Annotated in this window: 17 protein-coding genes; 10 read left to right on the plus strand and 7 right to left on the minus strand. The window is 63.4% G+C overall.

Annotation, left to right across the window (positions count from 1 at the left end; all coding sequences use genetic code 11):
- Positions 1-791 precede the first annotated feature (791 nt).
- From JW929_16160 to groL, 8 genes are all read left to right on the plus strand, one after another.
- Positions 792-1,970, plus strand: coding sequence for a DUF1669 domain-containing protein (locus JW929_16160; protein ID MBN1440941.1), 1,179 nt, complete (start codon positions 792-794; stop codon positions 1,968-1,970).
- An 8-nt stretch (positions 1,971-1,978) separates the two neighbouring features.
- Complete coding sequence (locus JW929_16165) at positions 1,979-3,877, plus strand: VanW family protein (protein MBN1440942.1); 1,899 nt, start codon at positions 1,979-1,981, stop codon at positions 3,875-3,877.
- A gap of 61 nt (positions 3,878-3,938) precedes the next feature.
- The gene (locus tag JW929_16170; GenBank protein MBN1440943.1) at positions 3,939-4,817 is read left to right on the plus strand and encodes a methylenetetrahydrofolate reductase; all 879 of its coding nucleotides are present in this window, start codon (positions 3,939-3,941) and stop codon (positions 4,815-4,817) included.
- 371 nt (positions 4,818-5,188) lie between these two features.
- Positions 5,189-5,413: a Trm112 family protein gene (locus tag JW929_16175; protein ID MBN1440944.1), complete on the plus strand. Its 225-nt coding sequence runs from the start codon at positions 5,189-5,191 to the stop codon at positions 5,411-5,413.
- Positions 5,414-5,429: 16 nt separating this feature from the next.
- Positions 5,430-6,518, plus strand: a complete 1,089-nt coding sequence (locus JW929_16180) for a L,D-transpeptidase (protein MBN1440945.1) — start codon at positions 5,430-5,432, stop codon at positions 6,516-6,518.
- A gap of 157 nt (positions 6,519-6,675) precedes the next feature.
- The gene (locus JW929_16185) at positions 6,676-7,050 is read left to right on the plus strand and encodes a response regulator (GenBank protein ID MBN1440946.1); all 375 of its coding nucleotides are present in this window, start codon (positions 6,676-6,678) and stop codon (positions 7,048-7,050) included.
- Between the two features lie 222 nt (positions 7,051-7,272).
- Positions 7,273-7,569, plus strand: coding sequence for a co-chaperone GroES (gene groES / locus JW929_16190; protein MBN1440947.1), 297 nt, complete (start codon positions 7,273-7,275; stop codon positions 7,567-7,569).
- 43 nt (positions 7,570-7,612) lie between these two features.
- Positions 7,613-9,253, plus strand: a complete 1,641-nt coding sequence (gene groL, locus JW929_16195; protein MBN1440948.1) for a chaperonin GroEL — start codon at positions 7,613-7,615, stop codon at positions 9,251-9,253.
- Positions 9,254-9,399: 146 nt separating this feature from the next.
- Here groL and JW929_16200 read toward each other — a convergent pair whose 3' ends face one another.
- The 7 genes from JW929_16200 to JW929_16230 all read right to left on the minus strand — a co-directional run bounded on the left by JW929_16200 (position 9,400) and on the right by JW929_16230 (position 18,924).
- Positions 9,400-10,116 carry a LysM peptidoglycan-binding domain-containing protein gene (locus JW929_16200; protein ID MBN1440949.1) on the minus strand — a complete coding sequence of 239 codons (717 nt, stop codon included), beginning with the start codon at positions 10,114-10,116 and terminating at the stop codon, positions 9,400-9,402.
- Between the two features lie 130 nt (positions 10,117-10,246).
- Positions 10,247-11,293 (minus strand): tRNA epoxyqueuosine(34) reductase QueG, encoded by a 1,047-nt coding sequence (queG, locus tag JW929_16205; GenBank protein ID MBN1440950.1) that lies wholly within the window; start codon positions 11,291-11,293, stop codon positions 10,247-10,249.
- A gap of 14 nt (positions 11,294-11,307) precedes the next feature.
- Positions 11,308-13,011 (minus strand): CapA family protein, encoded by a 1,704-nt coding sequence (locus JW929_16210; GenBank protein MBN1440951.1) that lies wholly within the window; start codon positions 13,009-13,011, stop codon positions 11,308-11,310.
- Between the two features lie 31 nt (positions 13,012-13,042).
- The gene (polA, locus tag JW929_16215; protein MBN1440952.1) at positions 13,043-15,805 is read right to left on the minus strand and encodes a DNA polymerase I; all 2,763 of its coding nucleotides are present in this window, start codon (positions 15,803-15,805) and stop codon (positions 13,043-13,045) included.
- Entirely contained in the window at positions 15,795-16,850 is a 1,056-nt protein-coding gene (locus tag JW929_16220) for a response regulator (protein MBN1440953.1), read from the minus strand. Before JW929_16220 ends, polA begins: the two co-directional genes overlap by 11 nt.
- A 257-nt stretch (positions 16,851-17,107) precedes the next feature.
- The gene (locus tag JW929_16225; protein ID MBN1440954.1) at positions 17,108-17,524 is read right to left on the minus strand and encodes a hypothetical protein; all 417 of its coding nucleotides are present in this window, start codon (positions 17,522-17,524) and stop codon (positions 17,108-17,110) included.
- Between the two features lie 86 nt (positions 17,525-17,610).
- The gene (locus tag JW929_16230; protein MBN1440955.1) at positions 17,611-18,924 is read right to left on the minus strand and encodes a DUF4097 family beta strand repeat protein; all 1,314 of its coding nucleotides are present in this window, start codon (positions 18,922-18,924) and stop codon (positions 17,611-17,613) included.
- 161 nt (positions 18,925-19,085) lie between these two features.
- Here JW929_16230 and JW929_16235 point away from each other — a divergent pair, with 161 nt between their 5' ends.
- Both JW929_16235 and JW929_16240 read left to right on the plus strand, forming a co-directional pair.
- The gene (locus tag JW929_16235; protein MBN1440956.1) at positions 19,086-19,643 is read left to right on the plus strand and encodes a sigma-70 family RNA polymerase sigma factor; all 558 of its coding nucleotides are present in this window, start codon (positions 19,086-19,088) and stop codon (positions 19,641-19,643) included.
- Positions 19,640-20,041, plus strand: a complete 402-nt coding sequence (locus JW929_16240) for a hypothetical protein (GenBank protein MBN1440957.1) — start codon at positions 19,640-19,642, stop codon at positions 20,039-20,041. The genes JW929_16235 and JW929_16240 overlap by 4 nt, the downstream gene beginning before the upstream one ends.
- Positions 20,042-20,370: the final 329 nt, after the last annotated feature.

Genomic DNA, 20,370 nt, shown 5'->3' on the forward strand with positions numbered 1-20,370 from the left:
CAGGAGAGGGGGAAGGGGTTGTGGGGTTGGGGGTGAGGAAAGGGCAGGGACGGGGGGCTGAGGAGATACTAATTGCTTAAAATTTCCCCTCATCCGCCCTCCCCTCGCTTTCCCTGGCTTCACTCAGGATAGGTTCAGGCGCCTTTCCCGGAATTGCACCGGGACCGGCTTCCCGGCCCCGAATCTGCGGTTGACGATACGCATTTATTCGAAGACCTTTAGCCAAAGCGATGGGAAGGGAGAATGTATCCCGGAATGCCTGTCCCGTGATCCGCGCGGGACAGTTGCGGGAGGTTGGGCTGAGGGGGGAAGAATTGCGCGGTTTTTCACTCATCGGATCAGGCTGAGTAAATCCCTTTTTGTAACTGATCTGCCTCCCGCCAGCATCCAGTCCTCACCCACAACCCCTTCACCCCTTTTCCCTCTCCTGGCTTACCCCCGCTTCACGAGGGCAGGTGCCAGGAGAGGGGAAAGGGGACGGGTGATAGAGGCGAGGAAGGAAAAGAGCGGGATATCCCTTTGATATAGAACAGGTTGAGTAGTAACCCCTTTTTTTGTTATTGCTAACCCCTTCCCAACACCCGCTCTCCTCGCAAAGAGAAAAGAGCGCCGCCATACCCGGACTTTCTCTCCCCATTCCCCATAGGGGGAAGCAGGAGAGGGGCGCCGGGGGAAAGACGTTAGAAAAGAGGATCAGATGGCGAAGCAGTTGCTTCAAGGTTTTCCATCGGCCGAACGAGTATTCTCGGCTGGGTTTATAATCCGGCCGGCGGATTTACTCAGGGGGATGTATGCTCCATAAAAAATTCAACCGAATGATTTGGATACGCTGTGCGTTCCTTCTGCCGGCGCTGACCGCGCTCGGCTGGGGTTTCGCGCACCGGGAGGATATCTCCGCCCGGCCGCCGCCCGCGACGGCGGCGGCGGAAGAGGAACCGGAAGTCGTGTACTTCTCGCGGCCGCAGGAGTTCGACGGCGGGTACGCCGGCGGACCCGACGAAGCGCTGGCCCAAGCCGTGGACCGGGCGGCCGTCAGCGTCGACATCGCGGTTTACGATTTCGATCTGCTTTCGGTCGCGCGGGCGCTGCTGCGCGCGGTTGGACGCGGCGTGGCCGTCCGGATCGTCGTGGATTCCGACAATTGGCACACCGAGGCGCTGGACCTGCTCCGCGGGCAGGGCGTCCCGATCGCCGGGGACATCCGGCAGGGGTTGATGCACGACAAATTCGTCGTCATCGACCGCCGGGAGGTATGGGCCGGATCGATGAACCTGACGGTCAATGACGCCTACCGCAACGACAACAACCTTCTGCGGATCCGCTCCGAAGCGCTGGCCCGGCTGTTCACCGCCGAGTTCGAAGAAATGGTCCTTGCGAAAAAATTCGGCCCGGCATCGCCGGCGGGAGGATCCGCCGGGAGCGTGGAGACGGACGTCGGCGCGGTCGAGGCGCTATTCGCGCCGGATTGCGGGGTGGCCGGGCGCGTCGTCCAGATGATCCGCGATGCGCGGCTGTCAATCCATTTTCTCGCGTTTTCGTTCACCTCGGCGGAAATCGCCGGGGGGATGCTGGAGCGGAGGAGCGCGGGCGTGGCGGTCTTGGGCGTGTTCGAATCCTCGCAAGCCCGCTCGAACATCGGAACGCAGTTCGAAAGCCTGCGCGGTGGCGGCGCCGAGGTTCTGCTGGACGCCAATCCCCGCAACATGCATCACAAGGTGATTCTCCTCGATGGGGAAATCGTCATCACGGGCTCCTACAATTTCACAAACAGCGCGGAAAGCAGGAACGACGAGGACCTGCTGATCCTGTGGAATCCGGAACTGGCCGCGGCCTTCGAGCGCGAATTCCGGAGGATTTTCAACTTGGCGGCAGGTGCCGCACCCGCGCAGGCGGTGGAAATCCCGCGGGAAAAAAGGAGCGCGGGCTTCTGCCCCTGCCTGGCCGTTTGGGGGAAGGACCGTGAGATATAATCTGTCTCATGACCGCCTCTCCGGAAGCAACAACCGCCCAACCCGCGCCGAGGGATTGGACGCCGGTAGTAAAAATCCTCATCCGGCTGTCGGCCGTCGTCTTGGCGGGCGCAGCGAGCGTTCTGATTCTTTCCGGCATCAGCGCCTCGGTATACGATTCCGCCAACAGCGGAAAGATCTACCCGGGCGTCTCGGTGTATGGAATGGACCTCTCCGGTCTGACCGCCGCCGAGGCGGCCTACCGGATGAACGACGGTTTCTATTATCCCCGCGACGGGCGGATCACATTTTCCTATGAGGGCAGATCCTGGACGGCGACGCCGGCCGAATTGGGATTGGGATTGGACCTTTTGGCGACCGTCAACGACGCCTACGAAGTCGGCCGTTCCGACGAACCGTTGACCAACTTGGAGATCCAGATGCGAGCCCGGTTCAGCGGGGTGGCGGTGGCTCCGGTCCTGCAGTTCGATTTCGGTACGGCGATGGCCTACCTGCAGCGGATCGCCGCCGAGGTCGAACGGCCGGCGGTTGAGGCCAAACTGGAAATGCGCGGCCTGGAAGTGGCGGCGATCCCGGGCCAGATCGGCAGGCAACTGAATACATCGGCCATGCTGGCGCTGGTCGCGGTTCCCATCGGGCATCTCGCCAACGCCGAAATCCCCCTGCAGATGATCGAGATCGCCCCGGATGTACTGGATGCCGCCCCGCAGGCCGAAATCGCCCGGGCTCTGCTTTCGCAGGATTTTCACCTGACGATCGCCGAGTTGATGCCGGGCGATCCGGGGTCTTGGAGCATCACCCCCGCGATGCTCGCGGACATGCTGACCTTCCGCCGCCTGACCGACTCCGCCGGCACCCGCTACGTGCTGGCGCTGGACGAGGGCAAAATCACCAACCTGCTTGCGCCGCTGACCGCGACCCTGGCCCGCGGGGTGGAAAACGCGCGCTACCAATTCAACGACGCCGCCGGAACCCTCGAATTGTATTCGCCCTCGCGGCGCGGGCGCGCCCTGAACATCGCCAAATCGATCGAATCGATCCAGGCCGCCGTGGCCCAGGGCGCCCACGGCGCGGCGCTGGGCTTCGATTTCGTCGAGCCCGACATCGGCGACTCCATGACCGCCGCCGAGCTGGAGATCACCGGGCTGCTGCGGAACGGGAACCAGTGGACCTCGTTCCGGGGCTCGGCCGATGCCCGGATCCACAACATCACCCTGGCCTCTGAAAAGCTCAATGGCGTGCTGGTCCGGCCGGGCGAGACCTTCTCGATGGGCGAGCATGTGGGCGACGTCAGTCTCGATACCGGCTACGCCGAGGCGTTGATCATCATGGGCAACCGGACGATCAAGGGAGCCGGCGGGGGCGTGTGCCAGGTCAGCACGACCTTTTTCCGGACCGTGTTCATGACCGGGTTCCCGATCAACGAGCGGTATGCGCACGCCTACCGGGTCGGCTACTACGAGAACGGCGACGGTCCGATCCACCTCGGCGCCGGCTTCGACGCGACCGTCTCCTTCCCGACCGTGGATTTCAAGTTCACCAACGATTCGCCGTATTGGATCCTGATGGAGACCGAAGTCGACCGGGGGGCCGGGCGGCTGTATTGGCGCTTCTATTCAACCTCGGACGGCCGCACGGTGCAGTATTATACGACCGGCGTGACCAACGAAACCGACCCTCCGGATCCGAAATGGGAGGTGAATTCGGAATTGACCGAGGATTGGAAACAGGTGGATTGGGCGGTCAAGGGCGCGGACGTAATCGTCACCCGCACGGTTTCGCGCAACGGCCAGGTGATCCTTCAGGACCGGTTCGCCACGCATTACCTGGCTTGGGGCGCGGTCTGCCAGTACCACCCGGACCGGTATACGCCGCCCTCGGACAACGCCCCCTGCCCGCCGGAATAAACCGGCGCGGCGTCCCCCGCCGGCCGGATCGATCCATCCCAAAGCGCAAAGGAGAGCGATCATGCGAATTACCCGCCGATGGCAGACTCGGCAGACCCCCAGCCTGGCTTTCGAGTTTTTTCCGCCGAAGAATTCCGCCGCGGCGCAGAAATTGGATGTGGCAATCGACCGCTTGTCGGAACTGAAGCCGGATTTCGTGACGGTCACCTTCGGGGCGGGCGGCTCGACTCGCGACGGATCGCGCCAGCTCGCGGCCCGGCTGATCCGCGAAAAGGGGCTCGACGTCGTCGCCTATTTCGCCGGATACGGATTGGGGCTTCGGGAGATCGAGGACGTGCTCAAGGGGTATTCCGAAGTCGGCGTGGAAAACGTCCTGGTCGTCCGCGGAGACCCGCCCCGCGACCCGGCATTCCGGCCTCGGCCGGACAGCCTGGCATACGCCTCCGACCTGCTGGAATACATCCGGCCGCGCTTTCCGTTTTGCCTCGGCGCGGCCGGCTATCCGGAAGGGCACGTGCGGTCTGAAAGCCCGGAGCGGGACGCCGATTTCCTGAAACTGAAAGTGGATCAGGGCGCGGAATTCATCATCACCAACTACTTCTACGACAACCGTTTCTTCTTCGACTATCTTGACCGCTGCCGGGCCCGGGGGGTGAAGGTTCCGATCCTTCCGGGGGTGATGCCGATCTACTCCGCGAAGATGACCGAATCCCTGGCCGCGGCCTGCGGAGCCACCGTTCCCGAGGCCCTGCGCCGACAGCTCGCCGCGATCCCGGAATCCGACAAGCAGGCGGTGCGGGGCTTCGGAATCGAGTTCCTCGCCCAACAGTGCCGCGAATTGCTGGCGGCGGGGGCGCCCGGATTGTTGTTCTACACCATGGACCGCTGGACGGCGGCCGCCGAGGTCGTTCACCGTCTGCGGGCCGACGGTTTGTTGTAAGCGAGGGCCGGATCCGGCGGCCAAACGGGAATCCGGGCCGGCAACGGCTTTGCTTCGCTGCGCCAACCTTCCGACGGTCGGCATCGATGACGATGCGCCGCGCGGGAACCGGGGGCGATCACCCGTCCCGGATCGTTCCTTGGGCAACCCTCTGGAAGAAGAAAGTCAACCGGTGTAATATCGGAAACCGGCGGACCGACGGGACGGAAAAAACCATAGGTAATATTGCGTGGAGCGGGGCGATGGGGCAATCCCCTTCTTATTCCAGCCAAGGAGATTGCCGCGCTCCCTCCGGTCGTTCGCAATGACGCCGCGCAATAGCTTCTGCAACACCCTGCCGGGATTTGCCGATTCTTAAGGAGGTGTCGTCCATGATCGCGCCCGATTTGCTGGAAATCCTGCGTTGCCCCGCTTGCGTCCAGGAAAAACAAGGTCTTCTGAAGCTCGAGAAGGAAGTCTGGCTGGTTTGCCAGGAGCCGGATTGCGGACGCAAATACCCCATCCGCGACGAGATCCCGGTCATGCTGATCGAAGAGGGGGACCGGTGGGTTGGCACCCGGGTTGAGGATCTGCCCGTTCCGCCTCCCGCCGCCTGAGGGGGCCGTTCCACGCATGAACGCCTGCACCCGGCGGACGTTTCTTAAAGCGGCCGGAGCATCGCTGGCCGGTGCGGCGTCCGCCCTCGCCCCCCGAGGAATCCCGCGTCCGGACGGACAACACGAAATTGCCGCAACCCGTCACCCCGAGGATCAGCCGCCTTCGTACTGTCTCGCCCGGACCACCGCCAACGGAATTCGAGTCCATGACGAGCCGGATTCCGCCGCCCCGGTCCTGCGGCGGTTGTACCGCGATCAAATCGTCACCGCCCTTGAAGAAATCCAAGCCGCCAAGGGCCCCGAGGGAAATCCGCGGTGGTTCCGCCTTCTGGAAGGATTCGCCCACACCGCCAACCTGCAGGAAGTCCGGTACGATTTCCAGCCCGCGGTTTTCGACATTCCCGAAGGAGGGATCCTGTCGGAAGTGACGGTTCCCTTCACCCAATCCCGCCATGGTCCTTCGGCGCGGGCGGCGCCGCTTTACCGGTTGTATTACAAATCCGTCTATTGGGTGACGGGGATTTCCGTGGACGAAGACGGCCGCCCGTGGTATGCGATCCTCGACGATTGGCTGCACTATACGTATTACGCCCGGGCCGAGCATCTGCGCCCGTTTGCGCCCGAGGAGCTGGCCCCGATCTCGCCGGACGTTCCGCCGGATTCCAAACAAATCGATGTGGACCTGACCCGGCAAACCGTCACGGCGCTGGAATGCGAGCAGCCGGTGTTCACCGCCGTGGTTTCCAGCGGCTGGCTGAGGAAGAATCCCCAGCCCGGCCAGGGCCGGACGATCACGCCGATCGGCCGATTCCGGGTGTTTGAAAAGGTTCCCAGCCGGCATATGGGGAACGGGCGGCTGACCTCAGAAATCGAAGCTTACGAACTTCCCGGAGTGCCCTTTGTCTCGTTCTTCCACATCCTCGGGACGGCGTTTCACGGTGCCTACTGGCACAACGATTTCGGCCGCCCGGCCAGCCAGGGCTGCCTGAACATGCGTCCGGATGAAGCCCGCTGGTTGTACCGCTGGATTCACCCGACGGTGGCTTGGGAGATCGACCCCCCCAAATTCGAAGGCCAGGGGACGGAAGTGTATCTGCATGATTAAGCCGAACCCCAAAAAACTCACCGCAGAGAAGCGAAGGCCGCAGGGAAAAAACCACCTCGGCGGACTCTGCGCCTCTGCGGTGAAGGTCAATTTTGCTTCTTTTTCCAAATCCAGAGTAGAATGACCGCGGGAGAAAGGGAAAGAAACGGAAGAATCCATGCCCAAAACGGCGCTGGTAGTGGACGATAACCGCGAAACGGCTGACGGCCTGGTAAAGATGCTGACGCTGATCGGCTTTACCGCTCAACCGGTTTACAGCCCGCGCCTGGCGATCGAAAGCATGAGCCGGGGCCTTCCCCAACTGCTGGTCCTTGACGTCCACATGCAGGGGGTCGACGGCGGCGAAGTGATCCGCTTCATCCGCCGGGACCCTTTGCTTTCCTCGGTGCCGATCCTGGCCGTCTCCTCCGACACGCAGGATGCGATCGTGGCGGGAATCCTCGCGGCCGGAGCCGATGCCTTTCTCCCCAAACCGGTGGAATTCGACGATCTGGAAGGGACGGTCGAGCGCATCACCCGGCACCGACCTTAAGCTTAACCGCCGCCGCGGGGTGGGAACGCCCAGCACCCAGAAAAATTCCAGGCCGCGCAGGTTATCGCCCTGCTCTTCCATCTTTTCGCTCCCGAAAACCCGGTTTTCCAGGGCTGGACCCTTGACATCTTCAAATCAGTTGTGTATTATGCCTATTGGCACTCCTGCCTTTGGAGTGCTAATTCTCACTAAACCGAAAAATCCAAAAAGGAGGTAAGCAAGATGGCCGTTACATTTAAACCGCTTGGCGATCGGGTCGTCATCGAGCCATTGGAGCAGGAAGAAACCACGCCTGCCGGGATCGTCATTCCCGACACCGCCAAGGAAAAGCCGCAGAAGGGCAAAATCCTTTCGATCGGACCCGGCGCGCGGGACGAAGCGGGGAAGCGCATTCCGATGGATGTGAAAGTCGGGGATATCGTTCTGTATGCGAAATATGCCGGTACCGAGGTCAAGGTAGACGGCAAGAAGCTGCTGATCGTGAAAGAATCCGATATCCTTGCCACCCTCGAAGGCTAGGTGGGAAAGACTCACCGGCCGAGAAAACCCAGGAGAATGAACGATGAGTGCCAAACAGCTTGTTTTTTCGGATGAAGCCCGCAAACGGCTGAAGGAGGGAATTGAAATCCTCGCCAATGCGGTCGCCACCACCCTCGGACCCAAGGGCCGCAACGTCGCCCTGGATAAAAAATTCGGCGCCCCGACCATCACCCACGACGGCGTGACCGTGGCCAAGGAAATCGAGCTCGAGGATCCGTTCCAGAACATGGGCGCCCAGCTGCTCAAGGAAGCCGCCACCAAGACCAACGACATCGCCGGAGACGGCACCACCACCTCGACGGTGCTTGCGCACGCGATCGTTATGGAAGGCCTGAAGAGCGTTGCCGCCGGCACCAATCCGATGCTGATCAAACACGGGATCGAAAAAGCCACCGAGGCGGTCGTCGAGGCGATCCGCGGTCAGTCGCAGAAGATCGAGACCAAGGAAGAAATCGCCCATGTCGCCACCAACTCCGCGGCCGACAGCCAGATCGGCACCTTGATTTCCGACGTGATGGACAAGGTCGGCAAGGACGGCGTGATCACGGTCGAGGAATCCAAGAGTCTCCAGTTCGAAACCGAGTACGTGGAAGGCATGCAGTTCGACCGCGGCTACATTTCCGCCTACTTCATCACCAGTCCGGAAGCGATGGAATCGGTCATCACCGAGCCGCACATCCTGATCTACGACAAGAAAATTTCCGCCGCCACCGACATTGTCCCGATCCTGGAAAAACTGGTCCAGACCGGGAAACGCGAGCTGGTGATCATCGCCGAAGAGATTGAAGGCGAAGCGCTGGCCACCCTGGTGCTGAACAAGCTGCGCGGGATGCTCAACGTTCTGGCGGTTAAAGCCCCCGGATTCGGCGACCGGCGCAAGGCGATGCTGCAGGATATCGCCATCCTCACCGGCGGGCAAGTGATCACCGAAGAACTCGGCAAGAAGCTGGAAAACACGACCCTCGCCGATCTCGGCAAGTGCGACAAGGTCGTGGCCACCAAAGACGACACCACCATCGTCGGCGGCAAGGGCGATGCGAAGAAGATCAAGGGCCGGATCGAAGAGATCAAGGTCGAGATCGACAAATCCACCTCGGATTACGACAAGGAGAAGCTGCAGGAGCGGCTGGCCAAGCTTTCCGGCGGCGTGGCCGTGATCCGGGTCGGAGCCGCCACCGAGACCGAATTGAAGGAAAAGAAGCACCGCGTGGAAGACGCGCTCTCGGCGGCCCGCGCGGCGGTCGAGGAAGGCATTGTCGCCGGCGGCGAAATCTCGCTGATCAACGCCGCCTCGGTCCTCGACAAGGTCAAGCTCGATACCGAGGACGGCCAGGTGGGCGTCAACATCGTCCGCAAGGCGCTGGAAGCCCCCATCCGCCGTCTGGCCGCCAACGCCGGGGAAGACGGTTCGGTGGTGATCGACGCCGTCCGGCGCAAATCCGCCGAAGCCAAGAGCAAACACATCGGCTACAACGTCCTCACCAACGAATACACCGACATGATCAAGGCCGGCATCATCGATCCGGTCAAGGTCGTGCGCGGCGCGCTGGAAAACGCGGCCTCCATCGCCGCGATGATCCTAACCACCGAGGCGCTGATCACCGACGCGCCCGAGAAGGAAAAGCCGGCGCCGATGCCGCCCGGCGGCGGTATGGATTACTAGAATCATCCGGTGCGAAGGAAACAACAAATCCCCCGCGATACTCGCGGGGGATTTTTGTTCTTGGCCCTCAACCCGTCGGAAAACCGCCGACCCCCTTCTCCCGGACCGAGGGCTGGGAGGAAGGAAGGGGATGAGGGGCGTAGGGATTACGGCGTCGGCGTAACCGTGTAGGTCGGCGTGTATCCGTAGGTCGGGGATACGCGCGTCGGAACCGGGGTGGCGATCCCGTAGCGGCACTTCAGTTCCATTCCAACGAAAAGGAAGTTGGGATCCTCGAGATCGGGGTTTTGTTTTTTGATGTCCTCCACGGTGGACAGGCACTTGTTGGCGATCGATTCGAGCGTGTCGCCCTCCATGACCCGGATCGTGATCACCGTTCCGGGTTTTGTGTCGGGCGGGATGGCGGTCGGGGTGAAGCCGGTCCCGGCCGGGGGCAGGAGGACCGTTTGGCCGATCTGGATGTTGTTCGGATCGATCGTCGGATTCATGGCTACGATGGCTTCCACCGAAACGCCGCATTTGTCGGCAATCCCCTGCAGGGTCTCGCCGGCTTGCACGACGTAAGCCGAAGGACAGGACGGCGTCGGCGTCAAGGTGGGAGTCTCCGGCGTCGGCGAGTTGAAGATCGATGGCGTGAAGGTCAAGGTGGCGTCGAGGGTCGCCGTTGGCGTCGGGACTTTCGACGCCAGGAACGGCAGAGGCAGCGCGCCGGGGCCGCCGATCCCGATGATCAGAAGTTCGATTCCAATGACGGTGGCGATGCCGGTCAGCATACCGATGAAAAAATTCCCCAACCCTTCCCGCCGACGCGGATAAAAACCCGACACATCGCCGAAATCTTCCGAACCGTTCAAGTCTGACATTTTCTCCTTCCTTCCGGCCTCTCCAGGAAGGCTTGCCAATAGCCTGAAAATTGGTGGTTGGTAGAGGATCCGGATAAATTCATTCTACCGAATTGGATAGGTTTATGCCACAAGCGCAAAAACGGCTGTTTTATGAGGTTTTTGGGGGCTGAATCCGCCCGAGAGACCAGGCGGCGGCCTCGCTTAAGATGGGATCCGTGTGCATTCGGGCGGTCCGCAGGGCCGGCAGAGCTTCATTGCTCCCGGTGTTTCCGAGTGCGATTATCAGGTTGCGAAGGTAGCCCTCCCGGCCTGCCCGCCGCAAGGCGCTGCGGTGAAACCGGATTTGCCATTCCTCCTCGGTCAGTCCCAGTTCCCCCCCCATGTCGCCGATCGGAAAATGCGGCCGGGGGAGGAAGGCGGCTTCCGCGGCCGCGGCCGCTTTCCGATTCCACGGACAGGCGGTCTGGCACAGATCGCATCCGAACACGGACCGGCCCAAAAGCCCGCGCAGCGGCTCTGGGATCGGACCGCGGTGCTCGATCGTCCAATAGGCGATGCAGCGCCGGGCGTCGATCGTCCGGCCGGGCAGGATGCAATTGGTCGGGCAGGCCCGCCGGCAAAGGTCGCACGTTCCGCACCGGTCGCCGGGAAACGGGGGATCGGGGGGCAGGTCCAATTCGGTGAGGATTTCCGCCAGGAAGAGGAAGGATCCAAGGGCGGGATGGATCAGCATCGAATTCCTGCCGATCCAACCCAGGCCGGCGCGCGAGGCGATCTCCCGCTCCAACAGCGGCGCGGTATCGACGGCGATGCGGCAGGCGAGGCGCCGGCCGGCCGCCCGCTCGACGAATTCGGACAGCGCGCGGAGGCGCGGGCGCAGGAAGTCGTGATAGTCGTCTCCGAGCGCGTAGGCGGCGACGAACCCCTCCAAGGGGAGATTCAGCGGCGGCGGCGGAGGGGGGTAGGGCGCGGCCAGTGCGATGATCGAACGGGCCGCGGGCAACAGCCGCCGCGGATCGGCGCGCGCGGCCAAGGAATGCCCGGCCGCCAAATACCCCATGCCGGCGTGGAATCCGCCGGCGATCCATTCGGCAAACAGCGGGTAATGCTCCGGCGGTTCGGCGCCGGTGAAGCCGCACAATGCGAATCCCAGCTCCCGCGCCCGCTCCCGGATCGATTCCTTTAGCGCTTCCATTGCGGAGTCGGCGCTCACCAGCCGCTGGCGGTGAACGCCGCCGAAAGGAAGTCGGAACGCTCTTCGGCGGTCATGAAGCGCGGCCGCGCGACATCCACGAAGCGGATGCTGATCAACTCCGTGCCAAGGTGCCGGCCCCGGTAGAACACGTGCCGGTCGATGAAGGCCACGTCCGTCCCTTCCGAGAAGCCGAATTGGTCGAAAAACAAGTTGCCCAAGCCGTAATGGAGGAACGCGCCGTCCGAAAAGGCGATCCCCTGGGGGTGGTGGGCTTGGCTTCCGGAGACGATCGCCGCCCCGGCCGCGGCCGGAATCGCAAACTCCTGCACCTGCTGGACGGTCGCCTCGAAATGGTAGAACTCGAAATATTGGAAGGTCATGATCGGCAGGTACCCCTCGGACCGCAGCCGGCGGATTTCGGATTGCAGGTAGTCGAAGTCGCAGGGCGCCGCGCCGGGAGAATCCGCGGCGGCCCATTCGCCGTTGTAGCCGGGGCGGTTGCAGCCGATGAAGGCCAACCGGTTGCCGTTGTGTTCGATCAGGACCGGCTGGCGGGCGGCCGCCAAATCCTCCCCGCTGGCGTAGTACCGCCATCCCCTCTGCCGGTAAAGCTCGATCGTGTACAGCAAGGCGTCGGCTTTGTAATCCAAGACGTGGTTACCGGTGAGCTCGACGATGTCGGTGCCGATGTATTCCAGCAGATCGATGTAACGCGGATCGGAGCAAAAGCGGTATATGCCGGGGCTCGGGTCCGGCGGCGGGCAATCCTGCGCGAAAGGAATCTCGTTGCTGATGTGGGTCAGATCCGCTTCCCGGAGAAGCGGTCCGACATCCTGGGCCGGATACAAAACCCCCAAGCGTTCCATCGTGCTGGCCGTGGCGCGCACCAGCGCGGTCACGCCGGTCATCACCAGCGTGGTCATCTTGGCGGGATCGCGGTTGGTCGGGGGGATGATTTCCTCGGAGGCCCGCTCGCAGAGTTCCATCCGCCCCAGGCAGGAGATCGGAACGCTCAGCGGATAGGCGGCGGGGATGAAATCCGTGCGCATCGGCGATTGGCCGTCCACGGCGAGGACTTTCCAGCGCGGTTCGATGTTCTCCCAGGGGATGATCGCCCACGAAGGGCGGTCGGACCATGCCGCGTCCAGAATCGCCTCGCCGGCTGCGACCTGCACCGAACCCGGGGTGGGCATCCCCCACAGGGCGCTGAAGACCTCCAACGTGTTCTGATCCAGGATCAACGGGCGGTGGGAGAACAAGCCCGCCCCGTTGCTGGACCACGCCTGCCGCAGTTCCCAGCTGTACAAGCCGTCGGGCAGGGTGGGGAAGGGCGCGGCCAGCGCGTAGATCCATATGGAGATCGGGCGGTCGGTTCCGACCTTGATCTGGATGTCCGCCGTCTCCGGCGAAGCGGCCGCCCTCCAACCTTCGGGGATGAGGACGGCGTCGCGGAACGCCGCCGGCAGGGAGGGGGCCAACCAAAAAGCGGTTTGGGCGACGGCGGGCGTCGGATTGCCGGACGGGAAAGCCTCCGCCGAGGGATCCTGGTCGGTCGGCAGAAAGGGTGTGAAGGTCGCCGAGGGAATCGCGGCGGGGCCGAATTCTTCCGACGCGGCTTTGCCTCCGCCGCCGTTTTCACGGGAGACGAGGCCGGCGCAGGCGGCCGTGATTGCTCCAAGAAATAATGCTCCGGCGGCTCTCCAAGGTGTTTTTTTCATGCTGGCGTTCCGGGGAGCGTTCGAATAATTCCTACGAACGTTCCACCGTCTGCATTTCCTCCCAGTTTTCGCCTTGTTTGGCGTCGGCGACGAGCGGAACGCTGATCGACAAGACCCCCTCCATGATTCGCCGCACGATTCGTGCCGCCTCCGGGATTTCCGCGGCGGGGCAGTCGAGGACCAGTTCGTCGTGGACCTGGAGGATCATCCTGGCGGCCAGGCCGGCTTCGGCCAGCGCGTCCGGCAGGCGGATCATCGCCAGTTTCATCAGGTCGGCGGCCGATCCCTGGACGGGCGCGTTGATCGCCTCGCGCTCCGCCCGGTTGCGGGCGGCCGCGTCCAGCCGCCCCGCCCCGGAAAGCTCCGGGAAGTAGCGCCGCCGGCCGAGCATGGTTTCCACATACCCCGTTTGGGCGGCTTGGCGTTTGATGTTCTCCACAAAATCGCGGATTCCGGAGAATCGCTCGAAGTATTTGCCGATGAAATCTTCCGCCTCGGAAAGGGTCAGATCGGTCGAACGGGTCAGCCCGAAGGCCGTCTGGCCGTAGAGCAGGCCGAAGTTCACCGCCTTGGCGTGCCGCCGCATTGCGGACGTTACGTCCGCCAGCGGCACCCCGTAGACCGCCGCCGCCGTCGCGGCGTGGATGTCCTCCCCGCGCCGGAAGGCCTCGGTCATGCCCGGATCCCGCGCCATGTGCGCCGCCAGACGCAGTTCGATCTGCGAGTAGTCGATCGAAAGCAGACGGCCTCCGGGCGATGGGACGAACGCGCGGCGGATCCGGCGGCCTTCCTCGCTGCGGGTGGGGATGTTCTGCAGGTTTGGGTCCGAAGAGGAAAGCCTGCCGGTCACCGTCCCGGTTTGGTTGTAGGACGTATGCACCCGGGAGGTGGCCGGGTCGACTTCGGCGCCCAGGGCGACGACGTAGGTGGAGAGCAGTTTGGAGAGTCCGCGGTGGCGGAGGATCAGCTCCACCACCGGATGCTGGCCGACCAAGCTCTCGAGGACGTCCGCCGCGGTGGAGTATTTTCCGGCGGCGGTCTTGCGGGATCTGTCCGGCGGCTGCAGCTGCAGCTGGCCGAAGAGCGCGTCGGCGAGCTGTTGGGTGGAGTTGAGGTTGAAGGGACGCCCGATCAGCGCGTGCGCTTCGGCCTCGATCCTCTGCAGTTCGACCTGCATCTCGGCCCCGAGCCGTTCCAGGTACGGCAGATCCAGCGCGACGCCTTCCTGCTCCATCGCCGCCAGGACCGGGATCAGCGGCATCTCCATTTCTTCAAACAGCTTGTTCTGACTCCGCTCCGCGAGTTCCTTGCGCAGCGGGGCGACCAGCCGCAGGGTGACGTCCGCGTCGGCCGACGCATACGCCGCCGCTTGCGCGGCCGGGACTTGGTCCATAGTGATCTGCTTGGCGCCTTTGCCGATCAGCGCTTCGATCGGGGTCATCTCAACTCCGAGGCGCACGAAGCCGAGATCCTTCAGGCCGAGGCTGCGCGAGGCGGGATTGCACAGCCACTCGGCGATCATCGTGTCGAAGGCCGGCGCGGAGATCGGTATCCCGGCCCGGGCCAGGACCGTCAGATCGTATTTAATGTTGTGCCCGGCCTTCGGCAATTTGCCGTCCGCCAGAGCCTTTCCAAGCCGGTCCCGGACCAGCCGCGGATCGAGGTTGGGTCCGCCGGCATGACGGAGCGGAAGGTAAAAGCCCTCGCCCTCCTCCACGGCGACCGAAATCCCCACCAACTCGGCCCGCATCGGATCGGTGGAGGTGGTCTCGGTGTCCACCGCGAGCAGCGGTGCGCGGGAGATTTTTTCCATCAGATCGGAAAGCTTGCGCTCGTCGTTGACCAGCGTCCAGGATCCCGCCTGCGCCTGCGGCCGGGCCTCGGCGAACATTCCGATCTGCACCCCGGCGGCGGGGGCGAAGGGCAGGCGCGCGAGCAGGGTGCGGAATTCGAGCGTCTGAAACAACCCCGCCACCTCGTCGCGCGCAAAGCGTCCCGCCCGGCATTCCTCCATCGCCAGGCGGACCGGCGCATCGGTGCGGATGGTGGCCAGAGTCCGCGAAAGGAGGGCGTTTTCCCGCCCGGCCTCCAATTTCGTCCGCCAGCGCGGCGCGACCGCATCCAGATTGGCGTAGATCGAATCCAGCGAGCCGAATTTCTGCAGCAATTCGGTGGCGGTCTTCTCGCCGACGCCCGCCACTCCGGGGATGTTGTCGGATTTGTCGCCGACCAGGGCTTTGTAGTCGATCAGCTTGGGCGGCGCGAATCCCCATTCCTGCTCGAACCGCCCCGGATCGTAGTCGGTCGATTCCGAAAGCGACCGTCCCGGCAGGCGGACCGAAACGCGTTCGTCGACCAACTGCAGCAGGTCGCGGTCCCCGCTGAGGATCAACACCGGGACTCCTTCGGCGGAGGCCTGGCGGGCGACGGTTCCCAGCACGTCGTCGGCTTCGAACCCCTCGGCTTCCAGGACGGGGATGCGGAAGGCGCGCACCACCTCGCGGATGCGCTCGATTTGCGGGCGCAGGTCGTCGGGCATCTTCGCCCGGGTGGCTTTGTACTGGGGATACAGGTCGTCGCGGAACGTGCGGCCGGTGTCGAAGGCGACGGCCAGGTATTCCGGTTTGTCTTTTTCCAGCAGGGAGAGCAGGATCGAGGTGAATCCGTAGGTGCCGGCGGTCGGCTCGCCCTGCGACGTTACCCAGCGGCTGGCCTGGGCGCCCGCGCCGGTCAGCGCGAAGTAGGCCCGATAGGCGAGCGCGTGTCCGTCCACCAAAAACAATTTAGGGGTCATGGTTGTCGGGAGAATCCGCGGGGGGATGGGCAAGCCGGGCGCGCCGCAGTTCGTCGGTGATGCTGCCGGGCTTCCGCGGAAGGTCGCCGGTCTTGCGCTTCGGCCCGCCGAGCTCGCCGGTTTTCCGCATCGCCCCGATCAGATCTCCGGTGCGGGGTTTGGGCATCCCGAGTTCGCCCGTCTTCCGCCGGGAGGCGGCGAATTCGGCGGTCGAGCGGCGGAAGACTCCGGTTGCGGGGGGGGTATCCAGCGCCTTCTCGAAGTTCTTGGCCCGGCGGCGAGCGGCCGAGACCGAGGTCTTGCGGTCGAACAGCAAGGTTAGGTCGTAATCCAACGCGATCGAAATCGAAAAGAGGAACACCTCCTCGTTGTCCGGAGGGATGCGGACATATTGCATGACCGTTCCGCCCGGCGTCACCGCCCAAATCTCGGCCGCGTGGCGGGCGATCAGCGAGAGTTTATCGCGGGAAAACTCCCCCGCCCCGGCGTGCAATTCATCGCCGCGCGTGATCAGGCAGGCCCGCACCGAATTCTCCGACGCCAACCTGTCCAGCCAGGCGCCGGCTTTGCCTGCGTTTTCCAGCCAGGGGACCAGGCGGGTGGATTTTTTCGGCGCCGGCGGCTTTAAGAGATCGAGTTCGGATTCTTCCCCCTCCTCAAAGCCGGATTCCGCGAGCGGCGGAGCTTCCACTCCGAGCAATCCGGCGATGTAGGGGACCAGGTCCGGCAGATAAAACGGCTTGGTCAATGCGCCTTGAATGCCGAGTTCGGCGATGACCGGGTTCTCCGGATCGTTGTCCGGCGGGATTCCCAGCAGAATCATCTCCGGACGGATCTTCTGGAAGGCGCGGATCAATTCTTCCGCCGGCCCGTCGGGAAGGTGAAAATCGACGATCGCCAGGTCGACCGGCTTGCCGGAAGCGGTTTGGAATGCTTCCCGCCCCGTAAGGGCGAGGGTGCAATCGAATCCCACCGCGGAAAGCGCCTGCTGAAGCATAGCGGCAAGCCCGGGGTTGGCGTCGACGATCAGAATCGAACGGTTCATGAGGTAAGTGTAGCATAGAGGGCGGCCGGCATTGGGGAAAAGCCGTCCGGGAGGGGTGCGGAACAGGCTTGGGGCGTCATGGCGAGCCTCGTCGCGAAGAAACCGGAGTGGAATCGGGGCGGCGCAGTTTTTAAGGCGGGAGAATGCTTCGCTCCCTTCGGTCGTTTGCAACGCCGCTCGAAACGGCCTTTCGCGTTCGATTAAAGAGTCCGCGGCGCCCTGCAGGCGCCGCGGACCGCAAAGGGGTTGACCGCGCACTACGCCGAAGCGGAGCCGCCATTGTCTTTGCCCGGACCCGATTTATCCTCGTTCTTGGTCACGACGTAGATCAGGATCAATCCCAGACCGAAGAACAGCGGGATGAACGCGCCGATCATCCAGGGTCCCAGGCCGAATGGATATCCCGAGTAAACTCCCAGCGGCCACAAACCGACGGTAAGCGCCACTCCGAGGGAGGCGACCACCACGCCCCAACGCAGGGCGGCTTTCCCATTGTCGCCCCTTTCCAACCGTCCGGCCTCCGCCTTCAATAATCCCTTCTCCGCCAGCGCCAGGGTCTCTTTGTATTGCAGCCAACGCCAGACCGCCAGGAAGGCGAACAGGACGATGAAAAACACGATCCCGCAGCAGAAGGGTGCATAAATGAAGGATGGATCGAAATTGGATGTCATCATGTGTCTCCTTAAGAATGGATGGATCCCGCGGTTGCCGATCCGGCGCCGCCGCGCAAACAACGGCCGGGCCGGGGATTTCCGGATCGTCAGCGGTCGCTCTGCGGTTGCACGCTGACATCGCCGCTGTTGGTGGACGCCTCCAGCCGGGGTCCGCCCGCGCCGACGGTTCCGGTCACGCGGGTCGAATCGTGTTCGGTTGAGGTGACCGCAAACCCGCATTCCACATCGCCGAAATCCGTCGACAGATCGACCTCGAATCCCGCGTCCGCCGGAAGGTAGACCGCGATGTCGCCGAAGTTCGTCCGCAGCGTGCTGTCGCCGTCGCCGAGGGATCCGCGGAACTCGATCGACCCGCTGTTGGTGGAAAGGTCCAGCACCGCTTCACTCCCGCTGACGCGGATGTCGCCGAAGCCGGAGCGGGCTTTAATTCGCCCTGTCGCGTCCTCCGCGACGACCTTTCCCGAACTGGTGTCCAGGGTGTAACTCTGCGCCGAGGAAGCCTTAACTTCGATGTCGCCGAAATCGCTGTGGGCGGCCAGCTCGTCCCCGATCGCCAAGCCGGAAAGGATGACCTTGCCGCTGTTGGTCCGCGCATCGAGGGATTGAGCCTCGAGGTTCGTCGCCTCGATGTCGCCGAAGCTGGTGGAAAGACTGGCCTGACCGGTGAACGCTGAATCCTCCACCGTGACATCCCCCGAACTGGATTTCGCGTTGAGCGAGGAGCCTCGGGCGTTGCGGACCAGGATCTCGCCGAAGCTTGTGGTTGCTTCCACGGATTCCGCGCCTGCCGTCACATCCCGGACCGTCACCTCCCCCGAGCTGGTGGTTGCGCTCACCTCGCCGCGGACCGCCTGGGTGGAAACATCCCCGTAACTGGAGTGGATCACCGCCGTCCCGGTCGTCCCCGACAGGCTGACATCGCCGCTGGAGGTCGAGGCGTTCACCGAGCAATCCGTAGGAACGCGCACGGTGAAATCCACCGAAATGCTCGCCGGACCGATGTGGATGAGGCTCACCTCCACCGGTTGATCGACATACACCTTGACGGAATTCCCGTCCTGAAGGAGGACGATTTCCGTTTTTTTCAGCAGATCCTCGGCGGCCTGTTGGGTGGTGCCCCAGGCGTATTTGTGGGAAGTGACCACGATCTCGCTGCCGCCCTCCTCCGCGGAGATGTCCACCTTACCGAACGGCGTATTAATCGTGAGGTCGGCGGGCCCATCCACCGGCGCCCGCAGCTCTTCGACGGCGTCGGCGCCGCTCGCGTTAGTGGATATAAAATTCCAGTGGATTCCCCCTGACCAAATCCGGTTGGCGACCGGAACAAGGGCCACGATCCCTCCCAGGCAGACGGCAAACATGGAAATTCCCAAAATGCCAACCAGCGACCATTTCTTCATCGGTATCCCTCCGGGTACAATATTTCCAATGATTGGACCGGAAACGCGGCGGAATGTTTCAGGGAAGACCGGCGGGCCGTTTCCGCGCCAAATTCCTTCCCCGCGCCGGCTGTAACATTTCCCGATTCGGGCGGTCTAACCCTTAGAAGGGTTGATTCGCGTTGGACAACGAAGCGGAAATCGTAGCTCGGGCGCAAGCCGGGGACGCCGGGGCATTTGAACTGCTGGTTGTGGAGCATCAATCGTACGTTTTTAATCTTGCATTCCGCGTACTGGGCAACGAGCAGGAAGCCGAAGATACGGCGCAAGAGGCGTTCGTCCGGGCCTGGCAAGCGCTGCCGCGGTTCCGCGGACAGTCGAAATTCGGCACCTGGCTTTATCGGATCGTCACCAACCTGTGCTACAACCGGCTTCCGAGGCTGCGCCGGGAGTTCGCGGCCATCGGCGAAGAGGAAATCGTGGACCATCCCGATCCCCGGACCGGGGATCCGGATCAGGGTTTGGAGAATTCCGAACGACGCGCCTGGCTTCACCGGCAGATCGAGGCGCTTCCGGAGACTTACCGCCTTTTGGTGACTCTGCGCTACCAGCGCGACCTGCCCTACGAGGAGATTGCTTCCATCACCAGCCTGCCAATGGGGACGGTCAAGACCGGGCTGTTCCGCGCCAAGGAGAAGCTGCGCTCGGCGCTGGAGACGTACGAGGAGGTGCGGCAATGAACCCTTCCGATACCAACCGCTTGATGGCCGTCGTCGAGGACGCTCTGCGGACCGCGCCGCTGGCGCCAGCGCCGACGACTCTCCGGGGAGGCGTCATGCGCCGCGTGCGCCTGCTATCCTCGGCCCCTAAGTTCGCCTTCCCCTGGCTGGAAGCGGCGCTGAGCCTGATGGCGGCCACGCTCGCCACCAGCCTCTCCTACATGTTCCTACTCCTGCCGCCGACGACGTTTCTGCGCCTCACGCAACTGCTGCGTGTCTCCGTACGCCTTCCGGCTGGCCGGGCGGTTCTGTTCGCCGGGGCGGCGGGCCTGGGCATGGCGGTCCTGTGTATGTTCTTCGCCGTGCGCATCTTCATTACGCCGCGCCGCCAAACGGGTCGGATTCTCCGCGTCCGGTGACCCGGCGGGTTGTCCGGGGCTGTTCGACCGGCTTTTCATGCAAAGGTGGTTGACTAGGCCGAGCATTTTCTCGGCCGTATCGAAACCACAATCAAGCTTAAGGTCTCTCCCTCCCTGGCGGGATCGCGAGCCAGGGATACGGGAGTAAATCACCGCTTACCCCGGACTACTCTCTCGCGTTGCTAGGAATTGGACTGCCCGGGGCGGGTTCGACCGTCCGCGCGACAAACTTCATTCATGACCTCGGGACCGATTATCTCACTAACGGCAAAGAATACACGCCGCTGTTCGTACCTGCATGGAGGACCGGCGGCGCGGAGAGGGCTATG

It is taken from the genome of Anaerolineales bacterium (genome assembly GCA_016928575.1).
GTDB lineage: Bacteria > Chloroflexota > Anaerolineae > Anaerolineales > RBG-16-64-43 > JAFGKK01.

What these genes read in the sequence shown, in the direction of transcription:
- JW929_16170 (MBN1440943.1), top strand. Translation starts at nt 3,939, where the DNA reads ATGCGAATTACCCGCCGATGGCAGACTCGGCAGACCCCCAGCCTGGCT.
- JW929_16210 (MBN1440951.1), bottom strand. Translation starts at nt 13,011, where the DNA reads ATGAAAAAAACACCTTGGAGAGCCGCCGGAGCATTATTTCTTGGAGCA.
- JW929_16225 (MBN1440954.1), bottom strand. Translation starts at nt 17,524, where the DNA reads ATGATGACATCCAATTTCGATCCATCCTTCATTTATGCACCCTTCTGC.
- groL (MBN1440948.1), top strand. Translation starts at nt 7,613, where the DNA reads ATGAGTGCCAAACAGCTTGTTTTTTCGGATGAAGCCCGCAAACGGCTG.
- groES (MBN1440947.1), top strand. Translation starts at nt 7,273, where the DNA reads ATGGCCGTTACATTTAAACCGCTTGGCGATCGGGTCGTCATCGAGCCA.
- JW929_16175 (MBN1440944.1), top strand. Translation starts at nt 5,189, where the DNA reads ATGATCGCGCCCGATTTGCTGGAAATCCTGCGTTGCCCCGCTTGCGTC.
- queG (MBN1440950.1), bottom strand. Translation starts at nt 11,293, where the DNA reads ATGGAAGCGCTAAAGGAATCGATCCGGGAGCGGGCGCGGGAGCTGGGA.
- JW929_16160 (MBN1440941.1), top strand. Translation starts at nt 792, where the DNA reads ATGCTCCATAAAAAATTCAACCGAATGATTTGGATACGCTGTGCGTTC.
- JW929_16240 (MBN1440957.1), top strand. Translation starts at nt 19,640, where the DNA reads ATGAACCCTTCCGATACCAACCGCTTGATGGCCGTCGTCGAGGACGCT.
- JW929_16165 (MBN1440942.1), top strand. Translation starts at nt 1,979, where the DNA reads ATGACCGCCTCTCCGGAAGCAACAACCGCCCAACCCGCGCCGAGGGAT.
- JW929_16185 (MBN1440946.1), top strand. Translation starts at nt 6,676, where the DNA reads ATGCCCAAAACGGCGCTGGTAGTGGACGATAACCGCGAAACGGCTGAC.
- JW929_16220 (MBN1440953.1), bottom strand. Translation starts at nt 16,850, where the DNA reads ATGAACCGTTCGATTCTGATCGTCGACGCCAACCCCGGGCTTGCCGCT.
- JW929_16230 (MBN1440955.1), bottom strand. Translation starts at nt 18,924, where the DNA reads ATGAAGAAATGGTCGCTGGTTGGCATTTTGGGAATTTCCATGTTTGCC.
- JW929_16200 (MBN1440949.1), bottom strand. Translation starts at nt 10,116, where the DNA reads ATGTCAGACTTGAACGGTTCGGAAGATTTCGGCGATGTGTCGGGTTTT.
- JW929_16180 (MBN1440945.1), top strand. Translation starts at nt 5,430, where the DNA reads ATGAACGCCTGCACCCGGCGGACGTTTCTTAAAGCGGCCGGAGCATCG.
- polA (MBN1440952.1), bottom strand. Translation starts at nt 15,805, where the DNA reads ATGACCCCTAAATTGTTTTTGGTGGACGGACACGCGCTCGCCTATCGG.